Annotated in this window: 12 protein-coding genes and 1 riboswitch; of the genes, 8 read left to right on the forward strand and 4 right to left on the reverse strand. The window is 53.0% G+C overall.

Annotation, left to right across the window (positions count from 1 at the left end):
• Positions 1-113: 113 nt before the first annotated feature.
• Positions 114-2,765 (reverse strand): phosphoenolpyruvate carboxylase, encoded by a 2,652-nt coding sequence (gene ppc, locus FDX11_RS04435; protein WP_079225698.1) that lies wholly within the window; start codon positions 2,763-2,765, stop codon positions 114-116.
• 279 nt (positions 2,766-3,044) lie between these two features.
• The gene (gene argE, locus FDX11_RS04440) at positions 3,045-4,196 is read right to left on the reverse strand and encodes an acetylornithine deacetylase (RefSeq protein WP_137397557.1); all 1,152 of its coding nucleotides are present in this window, start codon (positions 4,194-4,196) and stop codon (positions 3,045-3,047) included.
• A gap of 155 nt (positions 4,197-4,351) precedes the next feature.
• Here argE and argC point away from each other — a divergent pair, with 155 nt between their 5' ends.
• The 4 genes from argC (at position 4,352) to oxyR (ending at position 8,847) form a co-directional block, all read left to right on the forward strand.
• On the forward strand, positions 4,352-5,356 hold the full coding sequence (gene argC, locus FDX11_RS04445) for an N-acetyl-gamma-glutamyl-phosphate reductase (RefSeq protein WP_137359882.1): 1,005 nt from the start codon (positions 4,352-4,354) through the stop codon (positions 5,354-5,356).
• Between the two features lie 10 nt (positions 5,357-5,366).
• On the forward strand, positions 5,367-6,140 hold the full coding sequence (argB, locus tag FDX11_RS04450; protein ID WP_038636072.1) for an acetylglutamate kinase: 774 nt from the start codon (positions 5,367-5,369) through the stop codon (positions 6,138-6,140).
• A 117-nt stretch (positions 6,141-6,257) separates the two neighbouring features.
• Positions 6,258-7,631, forward strand: coding sequence for an argininosuccinate lyase (gene argH, locus FDX11_RS04455; RefSeq protein ID WP_038636075.1), 1,374 nt, complete (start codon positions 6,258-6,260; stop codon positions 7,629-7,631).
• A 298-nt stretch (positions 7,632-7,929) separates the two neighbouring features.
• Positions 7,930-8,847: a DNA-binding transcriptional regulator OxyR gene (oxyR, locus tag FDX11_RS04460; protein ID WP_038636079.1), complete on the forward strand. Its 918-nt coding sequence runs from the start codon at positions 7,930-7,932 to the stop codon at positions 8,845-8,847.
• Here oxyR and sthA read toward each other — a convergent pair.
• Positions 8,830-10,230 (reverse strand): Si-specific NAD(P)(+) transhydrogenase, encoded by a 1,401-nt coding sequence (gene sthA / locus FDX11_RS04465; protein ID WP_042313339.1) that lies wholly within the window; start codon positions 10,228-10,230, stop codon positions 8,830-8,832. The genes oxyR and sthA overlap by 18 nt on opposite strands.
• Positions 10,231-10,421: 191 nt before the next feature.
• Here sthA and fabR point away from each other — a divergent pair, with 191 nt between their 5' ends.
• Together fabR and FDX11_RS04475 are read left to right on the forward strand one after the other, a co-directional pair.
• Positions 10,422-11,057, forward strand: a complete 636-nt coding sequence (gene fabR, locus FDX11_RS04470; RefSeq protein WP_003028862.1) for an HTH-type transcriptional repressor FabR — start codon at positions 10,422-10,424, stop codon at positions 11,055-11,057.
• Between the two features lie 15 nt (positions 11,058-11,072).
• Positions 11,073-11,432 carry a YijD family membrane protein gene (locus tag FDX11_RS04475; protein WP_003825114.1) on the forward strand — a complete coding sequence of 120 codons (360 nt, stop codon included), beginning with the start codon at positions 11,073-11,075 and terminating at the stop codon, positions 11,430-11,432.
• A gap of 36 nt (positions 11,433-11,468) precedes the next feature.
• Here the strand turns inward: FDX11_RS04475 and trmA are convergent, their stop codons facing one another.
• On the reverse strand, positions 11,469-12,569 hold the full coding sequence (trmA, locus tag FDX11_RS04480) for a tRNA (uridine(54)-C5)-methyltransferase TrmA (protein WP_042313337.1): 1,101 nt from the start codon (positions 12,567-12,569) through the stop codon (positions 11,469-11,471).
• Positions 12,570-12,684: 115 nt separating this feature from the next.
• Positions 12,685-12,872: riboswitch (cobalamin riboswitch) on the forward strand.
• Between the two features lie 64 nt (positions 12,873-12,936).
• On the opposite strand from trmA, the gene btuB reads away from it, so the two are divergent.
• Both btuB and murI read left to right on the forward strand, forming a co-directional pair.
• Positions 12,937-14,775, forward strand: a complete 1,839-nt coding sequence (gene btuB, locus FDX11_RS04485) for a TonB-dependent vitamin B12 receptor BtuB (protein WP_137397558.1) — start codon at positions 12,937-12,939, stop codon at positions 14,773-14,775.
• Positions 14,720-15,571, forward strand: coding sequence for a glutamate racemase (gene murI / locus FDX11_RS04490; RefSeq protein ID WP_042313333.1), 852 nt, complete (start codon positions 14,720-14,722; stop codon positions 15,569-15,571). Before btuB ends, murI begins: the two co-directional genes overlap by 56 nt.
• The last annotated feature ends 241 nt before the right edge of the window (positions 15,572-15,812 follow it).

The raw sequence follows: 15,812 nt of genomic DNA on the forward strand, positions 1-15,812 counted from the left end.
TATATTCATTGAGTGAATATATACAGGCGGGAATATATTGAAAATGAAGCAGTTATAACAGCGATTTTTGATGTCGCCTTCACGCAATAGCACGAAGGCGACGGGAGGGGACGTTAGCCTGTGTTACGCATACCGGCGGCAACACCAGCGATAGTTACCATCAGCGCTTGTTCAACGCGTGGATCTGGCGCATTGCCTTGCTCTTCCGCCAGGCGCGAGCGATGTAACAGCTCTGCCTGTAAAACGTTCAGCGGATCGGTATAAACATTCCTTAACTGGATAGATTCGGCAATCCACGGCAGGTCGGCCATCAGATGTGAATCATTGGCAATCGCCAGCACGACGTCGATATCTGCTTCCAGGCGCTGACGCAGTTCTTCGCCGAGCGGCCACAACTCTTTTTTGACCAGACGTTGATCGTAGTATTCAGCCAGCCACAGGTCTGCTTTAGCGAAAACCATTTCCAGCATGCCAAGGCGTGTGGAGAAGAATGGCCAGTCGCGGCACATTGCTTCGAGTTCGCTTTGCTTACCGTCTTCCACCACTTTTTGCAGCGCGGTGCCAGCACCCAGCCATGCCGGGAGCATCAGGCGGTTTTGCGTCCAGGCAAAGATCCACGGAATGGCGCGCAGAGACTCTACCCCACCAGTCGGGCGGCGTTTTGCCGGACGTGAGCCGAGCGGCAATTTACCCAGTTCCTGCTCTGGTGTTGCGGAGCGGAAGTAAGGGACGAAGTCTTTGTTTTCACGTACATATCCACGGTAGAGCTCACACGAGATATCAGAAAGCTCATCCATGATATGGCGCCAGTTATCTTTCGGCTCTGGTGGCGGTAACAGGTTGGCCTCCAGGATGGCTGCGGTATAAAGCGACAGGCTGCTGATGGTGACTTCCGGCAGGCCGTACTTAAAGCGGATCATCTCCCCTTGTTCCGTCACGCGTAGGCCACCTTTCAGGCTGCCTGGCGGTTGAGAAAGCAGTGCGGCATGCGCAGGCGCGCCGCCGCGGCCAATGGAACCACCGCGACCGTGGAACAGCGTCAGCTCGATGCCGGCTTTTTCGCAGGTTTTGATCAGCGCGTCCTGGGCCTGATATTGCGCCCAGGAGGCCGCCATCACGCCCGCGTCTTTTGCGGAATCAGAGTAGCCAATCATGACCATTTGTTTGCCCTGAATAAAGCCGCGGTACCAGTCGATATTCAAGAGCTGGGACATGACGTCATCAGCATTGTTGAGGTCGTCCAGCGTTTCAAACAGCGGCGCAACCGGCATAGCAAAACCGATCCCGGCTTCTTTCAACAGCAGATGTACGGCCAATACATCGGACGGCGTTTTCGCCATCGAGATAACATAGGCGGCAATGGAGCCATACGGAGCTTCGGCAATGACGCGGCAGGTGTCGAGCACTTCGCGGGTATCATTGCTTGGTTCCCAGTTACGTGGCAGAAGCGGACGCTTGGAGTTCAGTTCGCGGATCAAGAAAGCCTGTTTATCCGCTTCTGACCAGTTTTCGTAGTCGCCAATGCCCAGATACCGGGTCAGTTCGCCCAGCGCTTCAGTGTGACGGGTACTTTCCTGACGAATATCAATACGTACCAGCGGCACGCCGAAACATTTCACGCGGCGCAAGGTGTCGAGCAGTTCGCCATTGGCGATGATGCCCATGCCACAGGCTTGCAGAGACTGATAACACGCGTACAGCGGATCCCAGAGCTGTTCGTTTTGGGTGAGAAGGCCGGCAGGTTTCGGTAATTTCTCGCCTTTCAGACGGGCTTCCAGCCAGGCTTGAGTTGCCATCAGACGTGAACGCAGGGTTTTCATCAGATAACGGTATGGTTCTGCTGCGCCTTCTTCACCTACCAGCGCCAGCAGTTCCGGCGTGGCATCCACCATCGACAGTTCAGAGATCAGAAACTGAATGTCTTTCAGGAACAGGTCGGTGGCTTTCCAACGGCTGAGCAATAGCACGTGACGGGTGATATCCGCCGTCACGTTCGGGTTGCCGTCACGGTCGCCGCCCATCCAGGAGGTAAAGCGAACCGGAACAAAATCAACGGGCAGCTTATAACCCAGATTCTCTTCTAACTGTTCGTTCAGTTCGCGCAGATAGTTCGGCACGCCTTCCCACAGGCTGTTTTCGACCACGGCGAAGCCCCATTTGGCTTCATCGACCGGGCTTGGGCGTATCTTGCGGATCTCATCCGTATGCCAGGACTGGGCAATCAACTGGCGCAGACGGCGCATCAGTTGATGGCGTTCATAATCGACGAGATCTTTGTTATCAAGCTGTTTGAGACAGGCGTTTACTTCACCCATTTTATGGATCAACGTACGACGGGTGATTTCTGTCGGGTGGGCAGTCAGAACCAGCTCCAGGGAGAGTGACTCCACGGCTTCTTTGATGGTGGCTTCATCGAGATTGGGCTGGTCTTTCAATTTACGCAGAGTGCGAGCAATCACTTCCGGGTTGCTGGCTGCTTCGCCTTTAGGCGAAATGCTGTGGTATTGCTCGGCGGTGTTAGCCAGGTTCAGGAACTGGCTAAACGCACGGGCAACCGGTAGCAGCTCGTCGTTAGACAGGTTTTGCAGTGTAGTGAGTAGCTCCTGGCGATTGACTTCATTGCCAGCGCGGGATGATTTGGACAGCTTACGGATTGTTTCTACGCGATCAAGAATGTGCTCTCCCAGCGCATCCTTAATGGTCTCTCCCAGCACTTTGCCGAGCATACTGACATTACTACGCAACGCGGAATATTGTTCGTTCATATTTACCCAGACACCCCATCTCTTTTGTAAATGTCCTGTATCTTTCGCGCCGCCGTCAACACTGCTGCAACGTGAAATTTTTCGGACTTAATTTTTTTGCCGTCTTTTATAAAGCCACGTAAAACTCGTGACGTCAATTGCTGCGAAATCGGTTCAGCAAACGAAAAAATGGCGGGAATTTACATTATTTAATTCACATCGAATCAAATAAGCTGTGCTTATGAAAATGTTAATAAATGACCTTGCTCGCCGCTGAAGGATGAGCAAGGTTATAAACGATTAATGCCAGCAGAAATGATGCACAACCTGGGTGATCAATTCGCGAGTTGGCTTAATGAAGCGTGTTTCCAGATACTCATCCGGCTGATGTGCCTGATTAATGGAGCCTGGGCCCAACACCAACGTCGGACAAAGTGTCTGGATAAACGGCGCTTCAGTGCAGTAGTTCACTACTTCCGTTTGCGCTCCCAGCAGTTTTTCAACGACTTCAACCAACTGATGGTTTGGCGGACACTCATAGCCAGGAATAGGCGGATGCAGTTCCGAGACCGTCAGGCGACCCGGCCAACGCTCGCTGACAGGGGCCAGCGCATCGTTAAGTAAACCATTAAGATCGTTGAGCGTCATGCCGGGCAGCGGGCGAATATCCATATGCAGCTCGCAGCAGGCGCAGATTCGGTTGGCGGCGTCGCCACCGTGGATATGACCCAAATTTAACGTCGGGTACGGAACGGTAAAAGCGTCATGGTGATAGCGTTCTTTCAGGTCATCGCGCAGAGTCATGATATGGCCGATGGCATCATGCATCAGTTCAATCGCATTGACGCCACGCGCTGGATCGCTTGAGTGACCCGACTGCCCCAAAATGCGAATTGCATTAGAGATATGCCCTTTGTGCGCACGCACCGGTTGTAGGGAGGTAGGTTCGCCAATGATCGCGCAGTCCGGACGCAGAGCGGTGGTTTCAGAAAAGTAGCGCGCTCCCGCCATGCTGGTCTCTTCGTCGGCAGTGGCCAAAATGTAGAGGGGCTTTTTCAGCTTCGTTACGTCCACGTCACGCAGCGCGTCGAGGATAAACGCGAAGAAGCCCTTCATATCTGCCGTACCCAGGCCGTAGAGCTTATTGTCATGCTCGGTCAGAGTGAACGGATCGCGTGTCCAGCGTCCGTCGTCAAACGGCACGGTATCGGTATGACCCGCTAACAACAGACCGCCAGCCCCTTGTCCAATGCTCGCCAGCATATTGAATTTATTGCGCGTGTCGGGAACCGGCTGAACCTCTACATTGAAGCCTAAATCTTTAAACCAGCCCGCCAGCAGAGTGATTAAACCTGCATTGCTTTGATCCAGTGCTTCTTCGGTGGCGCTAATCGATGGCGTGGCAATCAGAGCGCGGTAAATCTCGATAAATGGCGGTAAATTGTTTTTCATTGTTGACACACCTCGGGTCATGATAGTATCAATATTCATGCAATATTTGTGAATAAAAATACATTAACGTTGAGCGTAATAAAACCCACCAAGTGTAAGGTGAGGTGATAAAGGCTTATACCTGGCAACAGAATCTAAGAAGGTGAGCTGCCCCGATGTTGAATACGCTGATTGTGGGCGCCAGCGGCTATGCTGGCGCAGAGCTTGTGACCTATGTAAATCGCCATCCTGATATGAACATAACCGCTTTGACCGTCTCAGCGCAAAGCAATGATGCAGGAAAACTCATCTCCGATTTGCATCCGCAGTTGAAAGGCATTGTTGATTTACCGTTGCAGCCAATGTCGGATATCAGCGAGTTTAGCGCAGGGGTGGACGTTGTGTTCCTCGCCACAGCGCATGAGGTCAGTCATGATCTGGCCCCGCAGTTTCTGCAGGCCGGATGTGTGGTGTTTGATCTCTCAGGCGCGTTTCGTGTTAACGATGGCGCGTTCTATGAAAAATATTATGGCTTTACCCATCAGCACCCCGACCTGCTGGAGCAGGCGGTTTACGGGCTGGCGGAGTGGAACGTAGAGCAACTGAAAGAAGCAAATCTGGTTGCCGTACCAGGTTGTTATCCGACGGCGGCGCAATTGTCGCTGAAACCTCTGATTGACGCTGGGCTGCTGGATCTCAGCCAGTGGCCGGTGATTAACGCTACCAGCGGCGTCAGCGGGGCAGGCCGTAAAGCGGCTATCTCGAACAGCTTTTGCGAAGTGAGCCTGCAGCCCTATGGCGTGTTTACCCATCGTCATCAGCCAGAAATCGCAACTCACCTCGGCGCGGAAGTGATCTTCACCCCGCATCTGGGGAACTTCCCGCGCGGAATTCTGGAAACGATCACCTGCCGTCTGAAAGCGGGCGTAACCCATGCGCAGGTGGCCCAGACACTGCAACAAGCGTATGGTGATAAACCACTGGTACGCCTGTACGATAAAGGCGTTCCGGCCCTGAAGAATGTGGTGGGCTTACCGTTTTGTGATATTGGGTTCGCCGTGCAGGGAGAGCACCTGATCGTGGTGGCGACCGAAGATAACTTATTAAAAGGCGCGGCGGCACAGGCGATGCAGTGCGCAAATATCCGTTTCGGCTTTGCTGAAACGCAGTCTCTTATTTAAGGATGCAACAATGAATCCATTAATTATCAAGCTGGGCGGCGTTTTACTTGATAGCGAAGAGGCGCTGGAGCGACTGTTTACCGCCCTGGTGAATTATCGTGAGTCGCATCAGCGTCCGCTGATTATTGTGCACGGCGGCGGCTGCGTGGTTGATGAACTAATGAAGCAGTTGAATCTGCCGGTGAAAAAGAAAAACGGTCTGCGCGTCACCCCTGCCGATCAGATAGACATTATCACTGGCGCCCTGGCGGGTACGGCGAATAAAACCTTACTGGCCTGGGCGAAAAAACATCAAATCGCCTCTGTGGGCCTGTATCTTGGCGATGGCGACAGCGTAAAAGTGACGCCGCTCGATAAAGAGCTAGGTCATGTTGGACTCGCGCAACCGGGTTCGCCTAAGCTAATTAACACGCTGCTGGCAAGCGGCTTTCTGCCGGTAGTCAGCTCCATTGGCGTCACTGAAGATGGACTGCTGATGAACGTTAACGCCGATCAGGCGGCAACAGCGCTGGCGGCAACGTTGGGTGCGGATCTGATCCTGCTCTCTGATGTGAGTGGTATTCTGGATGGTAAAGGTCAGCGCATTGCCGAAATGACCGCCGCGAAAGCGGAGCAGTTGATCGACCAGGGGATTATTACCGATGGCATGATCGTGAAGGTCAATGCGGCGCTGGATGCCGCGCGCACGCTGGGCCGTCCGGTGGATATCGCATCCTGGCGTCATGCTGAGCAACTCCCGGCGTTGTTTAACGGCACGCCGATCGGTACCCGTATTCTGGCTTAAGTATTTGTATGCCCGATGGCGGCTACGCCTTATCGGGCCTACGTGAACAGAACCTGTAGGCCGGATAAGCGTAGCGCCATCCGGCATAGAAATTAAAAGAATTTAAGGAAGCATGTTATGGCACTTTGGGGTGGGCGTTTTACACAGGCAGCAGATCAGCGGTTCAAACAGTTCAACGACTCGTTGCGTTTTGACTACCGCCTGGCAGAACAGGATATTGTCGGCTCTGTGGCCTGGTCCAAAGCGTTGGTAACGGTCGGCGTACTGACTGCCGATGAACAGCTGCAACTGGAAGAGGCGCTGAACACGCTGCTGGAAGAGGTTCGTGCCAATCCGCAACAGATCCTGCAAAGCGATGCCGAAGATATTCACAGTTGGGTGGAAGGTAAGCTGATTGATAAAGTCGGCCAGCTTGGTAAAAAACTGCATACCGGGCGTAGCCGTAATGATCAGGTCGCGACCGACCTTAAACTGTGGTGTAAAGACACGGTTATTGAATTACTCTCTGCCAACCGTCAGTTGCAAAGTGCGCTGGTGGTGACGGCGGAGAATAACCAGGACGCCGTGATGCCGGGTTACACCCACCTGCAACGTGCGCAGCCGGTGACGTTTGCCCACTGGTGCCTGGCCTATGTGGAAATGCTGGCGCGTGATGAGAGCCGTCTGCAGGATGCGCTTAAGCGTCTGGACGTCAGTCCTCTGGGCTGCGGCGCGCTGGCGGGTACGGCATATGAAATCGATCGCGAACAACTGGCTGGCTGGCTGGGCTTTGCTTCGGCAACGCGCAACAGTCTGGACAGCGTTTCCGATCGTGACCACGTGCTGGAGTTACTCTCCGACGCCTCTATCGGCATGGTGCACCTGTCGCGTTTTGCTGAAGACCTGATTTTCTTTAATACCGGTGAAGCGGGCTTTGTCGAGCTGTCCGATCGAGTGACCTCTGGTTCATCCCTGATGCCGCAGAAGAAAAACCCGGATGCGTTGGAATTAATCCGTGGTAAATGCGGTCGCGTGCAGGGAGCGTTGACCGGGATGATGATGACCTTAAAAGGCCTACCGCTGGCGTATAACAAAGATATGCAGGAAGACAAAGAAGGGCTGTTCGATGCGCTCGACACTTGGCTGGATTGTCTGCATATGGCCGCGCTGGTGCTGGATGGCATTCAGGTGAAACGTCCGCGTTGTCAGGAAGCGGCGCAGCAGGGTTATGCCAACGCCACTGAGTTGGCGGATTATCTGGTAGCGAAAGGTGTTCCGTTCCGCGAAGCGCACCACATTGTGGGCGAGACGGTGGTTGAGGCGATTCGCCAGGGCAAACCTCTGGAAGCGTTGTCGTTGACCGACTTACAGAAGTTCAGTCCGGTTATTGGCGATGACGTTTATCCGATCCTTTCTCTACAATCGTGTCTGGACAAACGTGCGGCGAAAGGCGGCGTGTCGCCGCAGCAGGTTGCGCAAGCGATTGATTACGCGAAGGCGCGTCTGGCGTAACTTTTGTCTTTGTAGGCCTGATAAGCATAGCGCCATCAGGCAAACAGTGATCAGAGCCTGGCATCACGCCGGGCTTTTTTATGCAAAAAAAATGCGGACGCAAGGTCCGCAAAAGTTCACGTTGGCTTTAGTTATTTCGAGTATGAGAGAAACTCTCTAAACGGACAGTAGCTTCAAGGGTTAAAGGGGTACCGTTCCGTTTCTGTGGTGCATTATTAAACAGAAAGCTTGATAGGGATAATCGTTCGTTGCTATGCTACCTATCGCTACGAACTATCGTGGCGATGGAGGATGAATAATGAATATTCGTGATCTTGAATACCTGGTGGCGCTTGCCGAACATCGTCACTTCCGACGGGCGGCAGACTCCTGCCACGTGAGCCAGCCAACGCTGAGCGGACAGATCCGTAAGCTGGAAGATGAGCTGGGCGTCATGCTGCTGGAGCGTACGAGTCGTAAGGTGCTGTTCACTCAGGCAGGTCTGCTGCTGGTGGATCAGGCGCGCACCGTGCTGCGCGAGGTCAAAGTGCTCAAGGAGATGGCAAGCCAACAAGGCGAGACGATGTCTGGCCCGCTGCATATTGGTTTGATCCCAACGGTGGGGCCATACCTACTGCCGCATATCATTCCTATGTTGCACCAGACCTTCCCAAAACTGGAAATGTATCTGCATGAGGCGCAGACGCATCAGCTGTTGGCGCAACTGGATAGCGGTAAGCTCGACTGCGTCATTCTGGCGCTGGTGAAAGAGAGTGAGGCATTCATCGAAGTTCCGTTATTTGATGAGCCTATGATGCTGGCGATCTATGAAGATCATCCGTGGGCAAACCGTGACTGTGTACCGATGTCCGATCTGGCGGGTGAAAAACTGTTGATGCTGGAAGATGGCCACTGCCTGCGCGATCAGGCCATGGGCTTCTGCTTTGAAGCCGGTGCGGATGAAGATACCCATTTCCGGGCAACCAGTCTGGAAACGCTGCGCAATATGGTGGCGGCAGGTAGCGGTATTACGTTACTGCCTGCGCTGGCTGTTCCGTCGGAGCGTAAGCGTGATGGTGTTGTCTATCTGCCATGCATTAAGCCAGAACCGCGCCGTACGATTGGCCTGGTGTATCGTCCAGGTTCGCCGCTGCGCAGCCGTTATGAACAGCTGGCAGAGGCCATCCGTGGATCAATGGATGGCCATTTCGACAGTGCGTTAAAACAGGCGGTTTAAGCCATTTAGCGCCGCTACCCGATAGGCTTCCGCCATGGTTGGGTAGTTAAAGGTGGTGTTAACGAAGTACTCGATGGTGTTACCACCACCTTTTTGCTCCATTATCGCCTGACCGATGTGAATAATTTCGGCTGCACGTTCCCCAAAGCAGTGGATCCCCAGAATCTCTTTGGTTTCGCGATGGAACAGAATCTTCAACGTGCCGACACTCATGCCCACGATTTGCGCACGTGCCAGATGTTTAAACTGGGCGCGGCCGACTTCGTATGGGACTTTCATCGCCGTAAGCTGCTGTTCGGTTTTACCAACGGAGCTGATTTCAGGAATGGTATAAATCCCGGTTGGGATATCTTCGATCAGATGCGCGGTGGCTTCGCCTTTCACCAGTGCCAGGGCGGCAATACGTCCCTGATCGTAGGCCGCCGATGCCAGACTCGGATAGCCGATCACATCCCCTACAGCATATACATGCGGCAGCGCCGTCTGGTACATGCTATTTACTTTGAGCTGTCCACGGCTGTCGGTTTTCAGACCAATATTTTCCAGCGCCAGCGAATCGGTATTACCGGTGCGGCCATTGGCGTACAGCAGACAGTCAGCCTTCAGTTTTTTACCAGATTTCAGGTGCATGATGACGCCGTCATCGCAACCTTCAATCTTCTCATACTCTTCATTGTGGCGAATAACCACACCGCTATTCCAGAAGTGGTAAGAGAGCGAGTCGGACATCTCTTGATCAAGGAACGCCAGCAGACGATCGCGGGTGTTGATTAAATCAACTTTGACGTCCATTCCACGGAAGATCGACGCATATTCACAGCCAATCACCCCCGCGCCGTAAATCAGAACGTGGCGAGGTTCGTGGTGTAGGCTCAGGATGGAGTCGCTGTCATAAACCCGGGGATGCGAAAAGTCGACGTCAACAGGGCGATAAGGGCGTGAACCGCAGGCGATCACAAATTTATCCGCGGTCAGCGTTTCCACCGTGCCGTCGTGGCATTCCAGGGCGATAGTGTGTTCGTCAACAAAACGGGCATTTCCCTGCAAAATCTCGCAGTGATTACGCTCGTAAAAACCTTGCCGCATGCGCGTTTGCTGATTAATCACGTTATCAGCATGATTGAGAATATCGGCGAAGGAAGAACGGAGAAGTCGGGAATGGTCGCTGTAAAGTGGGTTCTGATTGAATTCAATAATGCGGCTGACGGCGTGGCGGAGTGCTTTCGACGGGATGGTGCCCCAGTGGGTACAGCCTCCGCCGACGTTATGATAGCGCTCAATCACCGCGACGCGCGCTCCCTGTTTAACCAGACCCATTGCAGCGCCTTCGCCGCCGGGACCGGAACCTATTACTATTGCATCGTAATCGTAGGAATGTGACATGGTCAGGCTTACCTGTTCTTATACATAAAAGCAACAGAATAGTAACATCGTTGTCGGGATAACCCAATTATCGTTGTGCTTTTTTGCGAAGTCGAAGCACAAACTGCGCGTAAACAATCATTAACAAAGCCATGCCAACAGCCTAATCTCTGGTATAGTGCCAGCAAGGTATGTGGAAGGATTCAGACATCGTGATGGGCGTTAGAGCGCAACAAAAAGAGAAAACCCGGCGTTCGCTGGTAGAGGCTGCATTTAGTCAACTCAGTGCTGAGCGTAGTTTTGCCAGTCTCAGTTTACGAGAAGTTGCTCGTGAAGCGGGCATTGCGCCAACCTCGTTTTATCGCCATTTCCGCGATGTGGATGAGCTCGGGCTGACGATGGTGGACGAAAGTGGTCTGATGCTGCGTCAGTTGATGCGTCAGGCGCGTCAGCGTATCGCCAAAGGCGGGAGTGTGATCCGTACCTCGGTCTCAACATTTATGGAGTTCATCGGCAACAATCCCAACGCCTTCCGTTTATTATTGCGCGAGCGTTCGGGAACCTCCGCAGCGTTTCGTGCAGCGGTCGCACGTGAAATTCAGCACTTCATTGCGGAACTTGCGGACTATCTGGAACTCGAAAACCATATGCCTCGTGCGTTTACTGAAGCGCAGGCCGAAGCCATGGTAACGATTGTGTTCAGCGCCGGGGCAGAAGCACTGGATGTTGGCGCTGAACAGCGTCGACAACTGGAAGAGCGGCTGGTATTGCAACTACGCATGATCGCGAAAGGCGCATTTTATTGGTACCGCCGTGAACAAGAGAAGATGACGCACCACTCCGAGTAACGAGAAGGACGAGCAATGAAACAGTCAGGTCAAGATAAAGGTACGCTGCTGCTGGCGCTGGTTGCTGGCTTATCGATCAATGGTACATTTGCGGCGCTGTTTAGCTCCATTGTGCCATTCTCAGTATTCCCGATTATTTCGTTGGTGCTGACGGTTTATTGCCTGCATCAACGCTATCAGAACCGCACCATGCCTGTGGGGCTACCAGGCCTGGCCGCCGCCTGTTTTATTCTCGGCGTTCTGTTGTACAGCACCGTGGTACGCGCTGAATATCCGGATATTGGTTCTAACTTCTTCCCGGCGGTACTGTCGGTGATTCTGGTGTTCTGGATCGGCTTTAAAGTGCGTAACCGTAAGCAGGAAATTGCGGAATAATATTTGTAGGCCGGGCAAGCCCGGCCAGGACATCACTTACTTCGCGGTCAGTAACACGCCACACTCCATATGGTGCGTATACGGGAACTGATCGAACAGAGCCAGACGTGAAACATTGTGCGTCTGGCTTAACGTTTCCAGATTCTTACACAGCGTTTCCGGGTTGCAGGATATGTACAGAATCCGCGGATACGCCTGTACCATTTTCTCCGTTTCGCTGTCCAGACCGCTACGCGGCGGGTCAACGAAAATGGTTTCACACTGGTAGCTCTTCAGATCGATCCCCTGCAAACGGTTGAACTCGCGAACCCCATTCATCGCCTGAGTAAACTCTTCTGCCGCCATGCGGATAATTTGTACGTTATCAATATGGTTAGCCGCAATGTTGTACTGGGCAGCCGCCACGGATGGTTTGGCGATTTCAGTCGCCAGCACGCGGTTGAAGTTTTGCGCGAGGGCTAATGAGAAGTTGCCATTACCGCAGTACAGCTCAAGCAGGTCGCCCTTAGAACCTTTGGTGACATCAATCGCCCATTCCAGCATCTGAATATTCATCGCGGCATTCGGCTGGGTGAAGCTGTTCTCAACCTGGCGATAGATGATCTCTTTCCCCGCGACTGGCAAGCGTTCGTCAATATAGTCCTGGTCCAGCTCGATTTTGGTTTTGGTGGCCCGGCCAATCAGATGCACGTTCAGGTTTTGCGCACGCAGCGCGTCCCGTAGCGCTTCGGCTTCCTGACGCCATTCGTCATCCAGCTTTTTATGGTACAGCATCGAGACCACCGCTTGATCGCTCAGGGTGGTGAGGTAATCAATCTGGAACAGTTTGTGGCGTAGGACATGGTTATCGCGTACCCCTTCAATCATTGCCGTCATCAGCGTGTTGATAAGCTCGCTGGCCGCCGGGAAGCTGTCGACGCGAATACGGCTTTTCGTCTGTTGATCGAACATGATGTGGTACAGGTCATCACCGTCATGCCACAGCCGGAATTCGGCGCGCATACGGTAGTGACTGACCGGTGAGCGAAACACTTCCGGAGCCTGTGCATAAAACGGTGTCATTAAGCTCTGCAGACGCACCACTTTTTCAGCTAACTGCGCGTCGTACTGTTCTGTCGGAAGATGTTCGGGGGTCATGATGCGTCCTGAAAAATAAAAGTACGCGGGGATTGTAGGGATTGCTCAACAGATGTCCAGTCATTGATGATTTCCGATATTGTGATGCGTGGTCTGGACAGTCAGTTGTAACAAACTGTAGCATCCGTTTTCCGGTCCTGTGAGTTAAAAGGGAATCCAGTGTGAATCTGGAGCTGACGCGCAGCGGTAAGGAAGGTGGGAGATGAGCGCACCTGGTGCAGACACTGCGGCTTGCCGTGGGAAGTCATCGTCTCTTTAAGTCGCCTCCAAGCCCGAAGACCTGCCGGCTAACGTCGCATCTGGTTTTCATCATCGCGTACTATCGATGGGACCTGCGGCATCCTTCTTATATTGTGGATGCTTTACAATGATTAAAAAATCGTTGCTGTGGACGGCACTTTCCGTCACGGCATTTTCTGGTTGGGCGCAGGATGCTAGCCCAGATACTCTCGTCGTCACTGCCAACCGTTTTCAGCAGCCTCGTAGCGCAGTACTTGCTCCTATCACCGTTGTTACGCGTCAGGATATCGATCGCTGGCAATCCACCTCCGTGAATGATGTGCTTCGTCGCCTGCCAGGCGTGGATATCGCCCAATACGGTGGTATGGGACAAAATTCGTCTATTTCTATTCGCGGCACCAACGCCAGCCATGTTCTGGTGCTGATTGACGGTGTGCGGCTTAACCTGGCAGGGGTTAGCGGCGCAGCCGATCTTAGCCAGTTCCCGGTATCGTTGGTACAACGTATTGAGTACATTCGTGGACCGCGTTCGGCTATTTATGGTTCTGATGCGATTGGCGGCGTGGTGAATATCATTACCACGCGCGAAAAGCCGGGGACGGAACTGACCGCTGGCGTGGGAAGCAATGGCTACCAGAATTACGATGTCTCAACCCAACAACAGCTTGGCGAAAATACGCGCGTCACGTTGATGGGCGATTATGCCTATACCAAAGGCTTTGATGTCGTGGCTTACGGTAGTACCGGTTTGCAGGCTCAACCCGACAAAGACGGTTTCTTAAGTAAGACGCTGTATGGCGCGCTGGAACACAACTTCTCTGACACCTGGAGCGGGTTTGTTCGCGGTTACGGTTATGATAACCGAACAGATTATGACTCGGGTTATTATCCGGGGACGCCGTTAGTGGATACCCGGAAACTCTATAGCCAAAGCTGGGATGCCGGACTGCGATTCAATGGTGAGTTGATCCAGTCGCAGCTGGTTTCCAGCTATAGCCACAGTAAAGACTACAACTATGATCCGGATTATGGCCGCTATGACTCCTCGGCCACGCTGGATGAGATGAAGCAATATAATGTGCAGTGGTCAAACAGCATGGTGGTTGGTCACGGTAACGTGGGCGCTGGCGTAGACTGGCAAAAGCAAACTACGGAGCCTGGCACCGGGTATGTCACGGACGGTTACGACCAGCGGAATACCGGTCTCTACTTGACGGGATTACAGCAATTGGGTGATTTCACTTTCGAAGGCGCGGCGCGCAGTGATGACAATTCCCAATTTGGTCGTCATGGCACATGGCAAACCAGCGCTGGCTGGGAGTTTGTCGAAGGCTATCGTTTTATTGCCTCCTACGGCACCTCTTACAAGGCACCTAATCTGGGACAACTGTATGGCATGTACGGAAATTCCCATCTGGATCCTGAAGAGAGCAAACAGTGGGAAGGAGCATTTGAAGGGCTAACGGCGGATGTGAACTGGCGTTTGTCAGGGTATCGCAACGATATCGATAACATGATCGATTACAACCCCCACACCAAAAAATACTATAACGAAGGCAAAGTACGTATTAAAGGTGTTGAGGCTACAGCGAACTTCGACACTGGGCCGTTGGCGCACACGCTGAGCTACGATTACGTTGATGCACGTAATGCGATTACCGATAAACCGCTGGCGCGTCGTTCAAAGCAGCAGGTGAAGTATCAGCTTGACTGGCAGGTTTACGATTTTGACTGGGGTTTAACGTATCAGTATTTAGGAACGCGATACGACAAGGACTTCGTCACCAATCAACCGGTAAAAATGGGTGGAGTAAGCTTGTGGGATCTGACAGTGGCATATCCAATCACCTCACAGCTGACTGTTCGTGGTAAAATCGCCAACCTGTTCGATAAAGATTACGAGACAGTTTATGGCTACGCAACTGCAGGGCGGGAATACACCTTGTCTGGCAGCTACACCTTCTGATCCACGTCCCACCGTGCTGGTGTTTGATTCCGGCGTCGGTGGGTTGTCGGTCTACAATGAGATCCGCAGTCTCCTGCCGGATCTCCACTATATATACGCTTTTGATAACGTCGCCTTTCCTTATGGTGAGAAGAGCGAGGAATTTATCGTCGAGCGTGTTGTTGAGATTGTGACTGCGGTCCAGCAGCGCTATCCCCTCTCTCTTGCGGTCATCGCGTGTAATACTGCAAGCACCGTGTCGCTTCCTGCGTTACGAGAGAAATTTGCCTTCCCGGTTGTGGGCGTCGTTCCTGCTATTAAACCGGCGGCGCGACTCACGGCGAATGGCGTTGTGGGACTGCTGGCTACACGTGCGACGGTGAAGCGCTCGTATACCCATGAGTTGATTGCACGGTTTGCTAACGAATGTCAGATTGCGATGTTGGGTTCCGCCGAGCTGGTGGAACTGGCGGAAGCGAAGCTGCACGGCGAAAAGGTCTCTCTGGAGGAGTTGCGTCGCATTCTACGTCCGTGGCTGCGGATGTCGGAACCACCCGACACGGTGGTGCTGGGCTGCACCCATTTTCCTCTATTACAGGAAGAGCTTTTACAGGTCCTGCCCGAGGGAACGCGACTGGTGGATTCGGGTGCCGCGATTGCACGTCGCACGGCCTGGTTATTAGAGCATGAAGCACCGGACGCGAAATCAACCGATGAGAATGTCGCATTCTGTATGGCAATGACGACAGAAGCCGAACAATTATTGCCCGTGCTGCAACGTTATGGCTTCAAAACGCTCGAAAAACTGGCACTTTAGTTATTTTTGGTGAAAAAATACGCACTCGGAAAGTTATTTTAAATTTCCCCTTGTCAGCCTGAAATAACTCCCTATAATGCGCCTCCACTGACACGGAACAACGGATTACACGCCGCCGGGTCAGCGGAGAAAAGCGTAAATAAATGCTTGACTCTGAAGCGGGATAGCGTAATATGCACACCCCGCGCCGCTGAGAAAAAGCGAAGCGACAATGCTCTTTAACAATTTATCAGACAATCTG

This window comes from Citrobacter sp. wls714, assembly GCF_005281025.1.
In the GTDB taxonomy this organism is placed as follows: Bacteria; Pseudomonadota; Gammaproteobacteria; order Enterobacterales; family Enterobacteriaceae; genus Citrobacter; species Citrobacter werkmanii.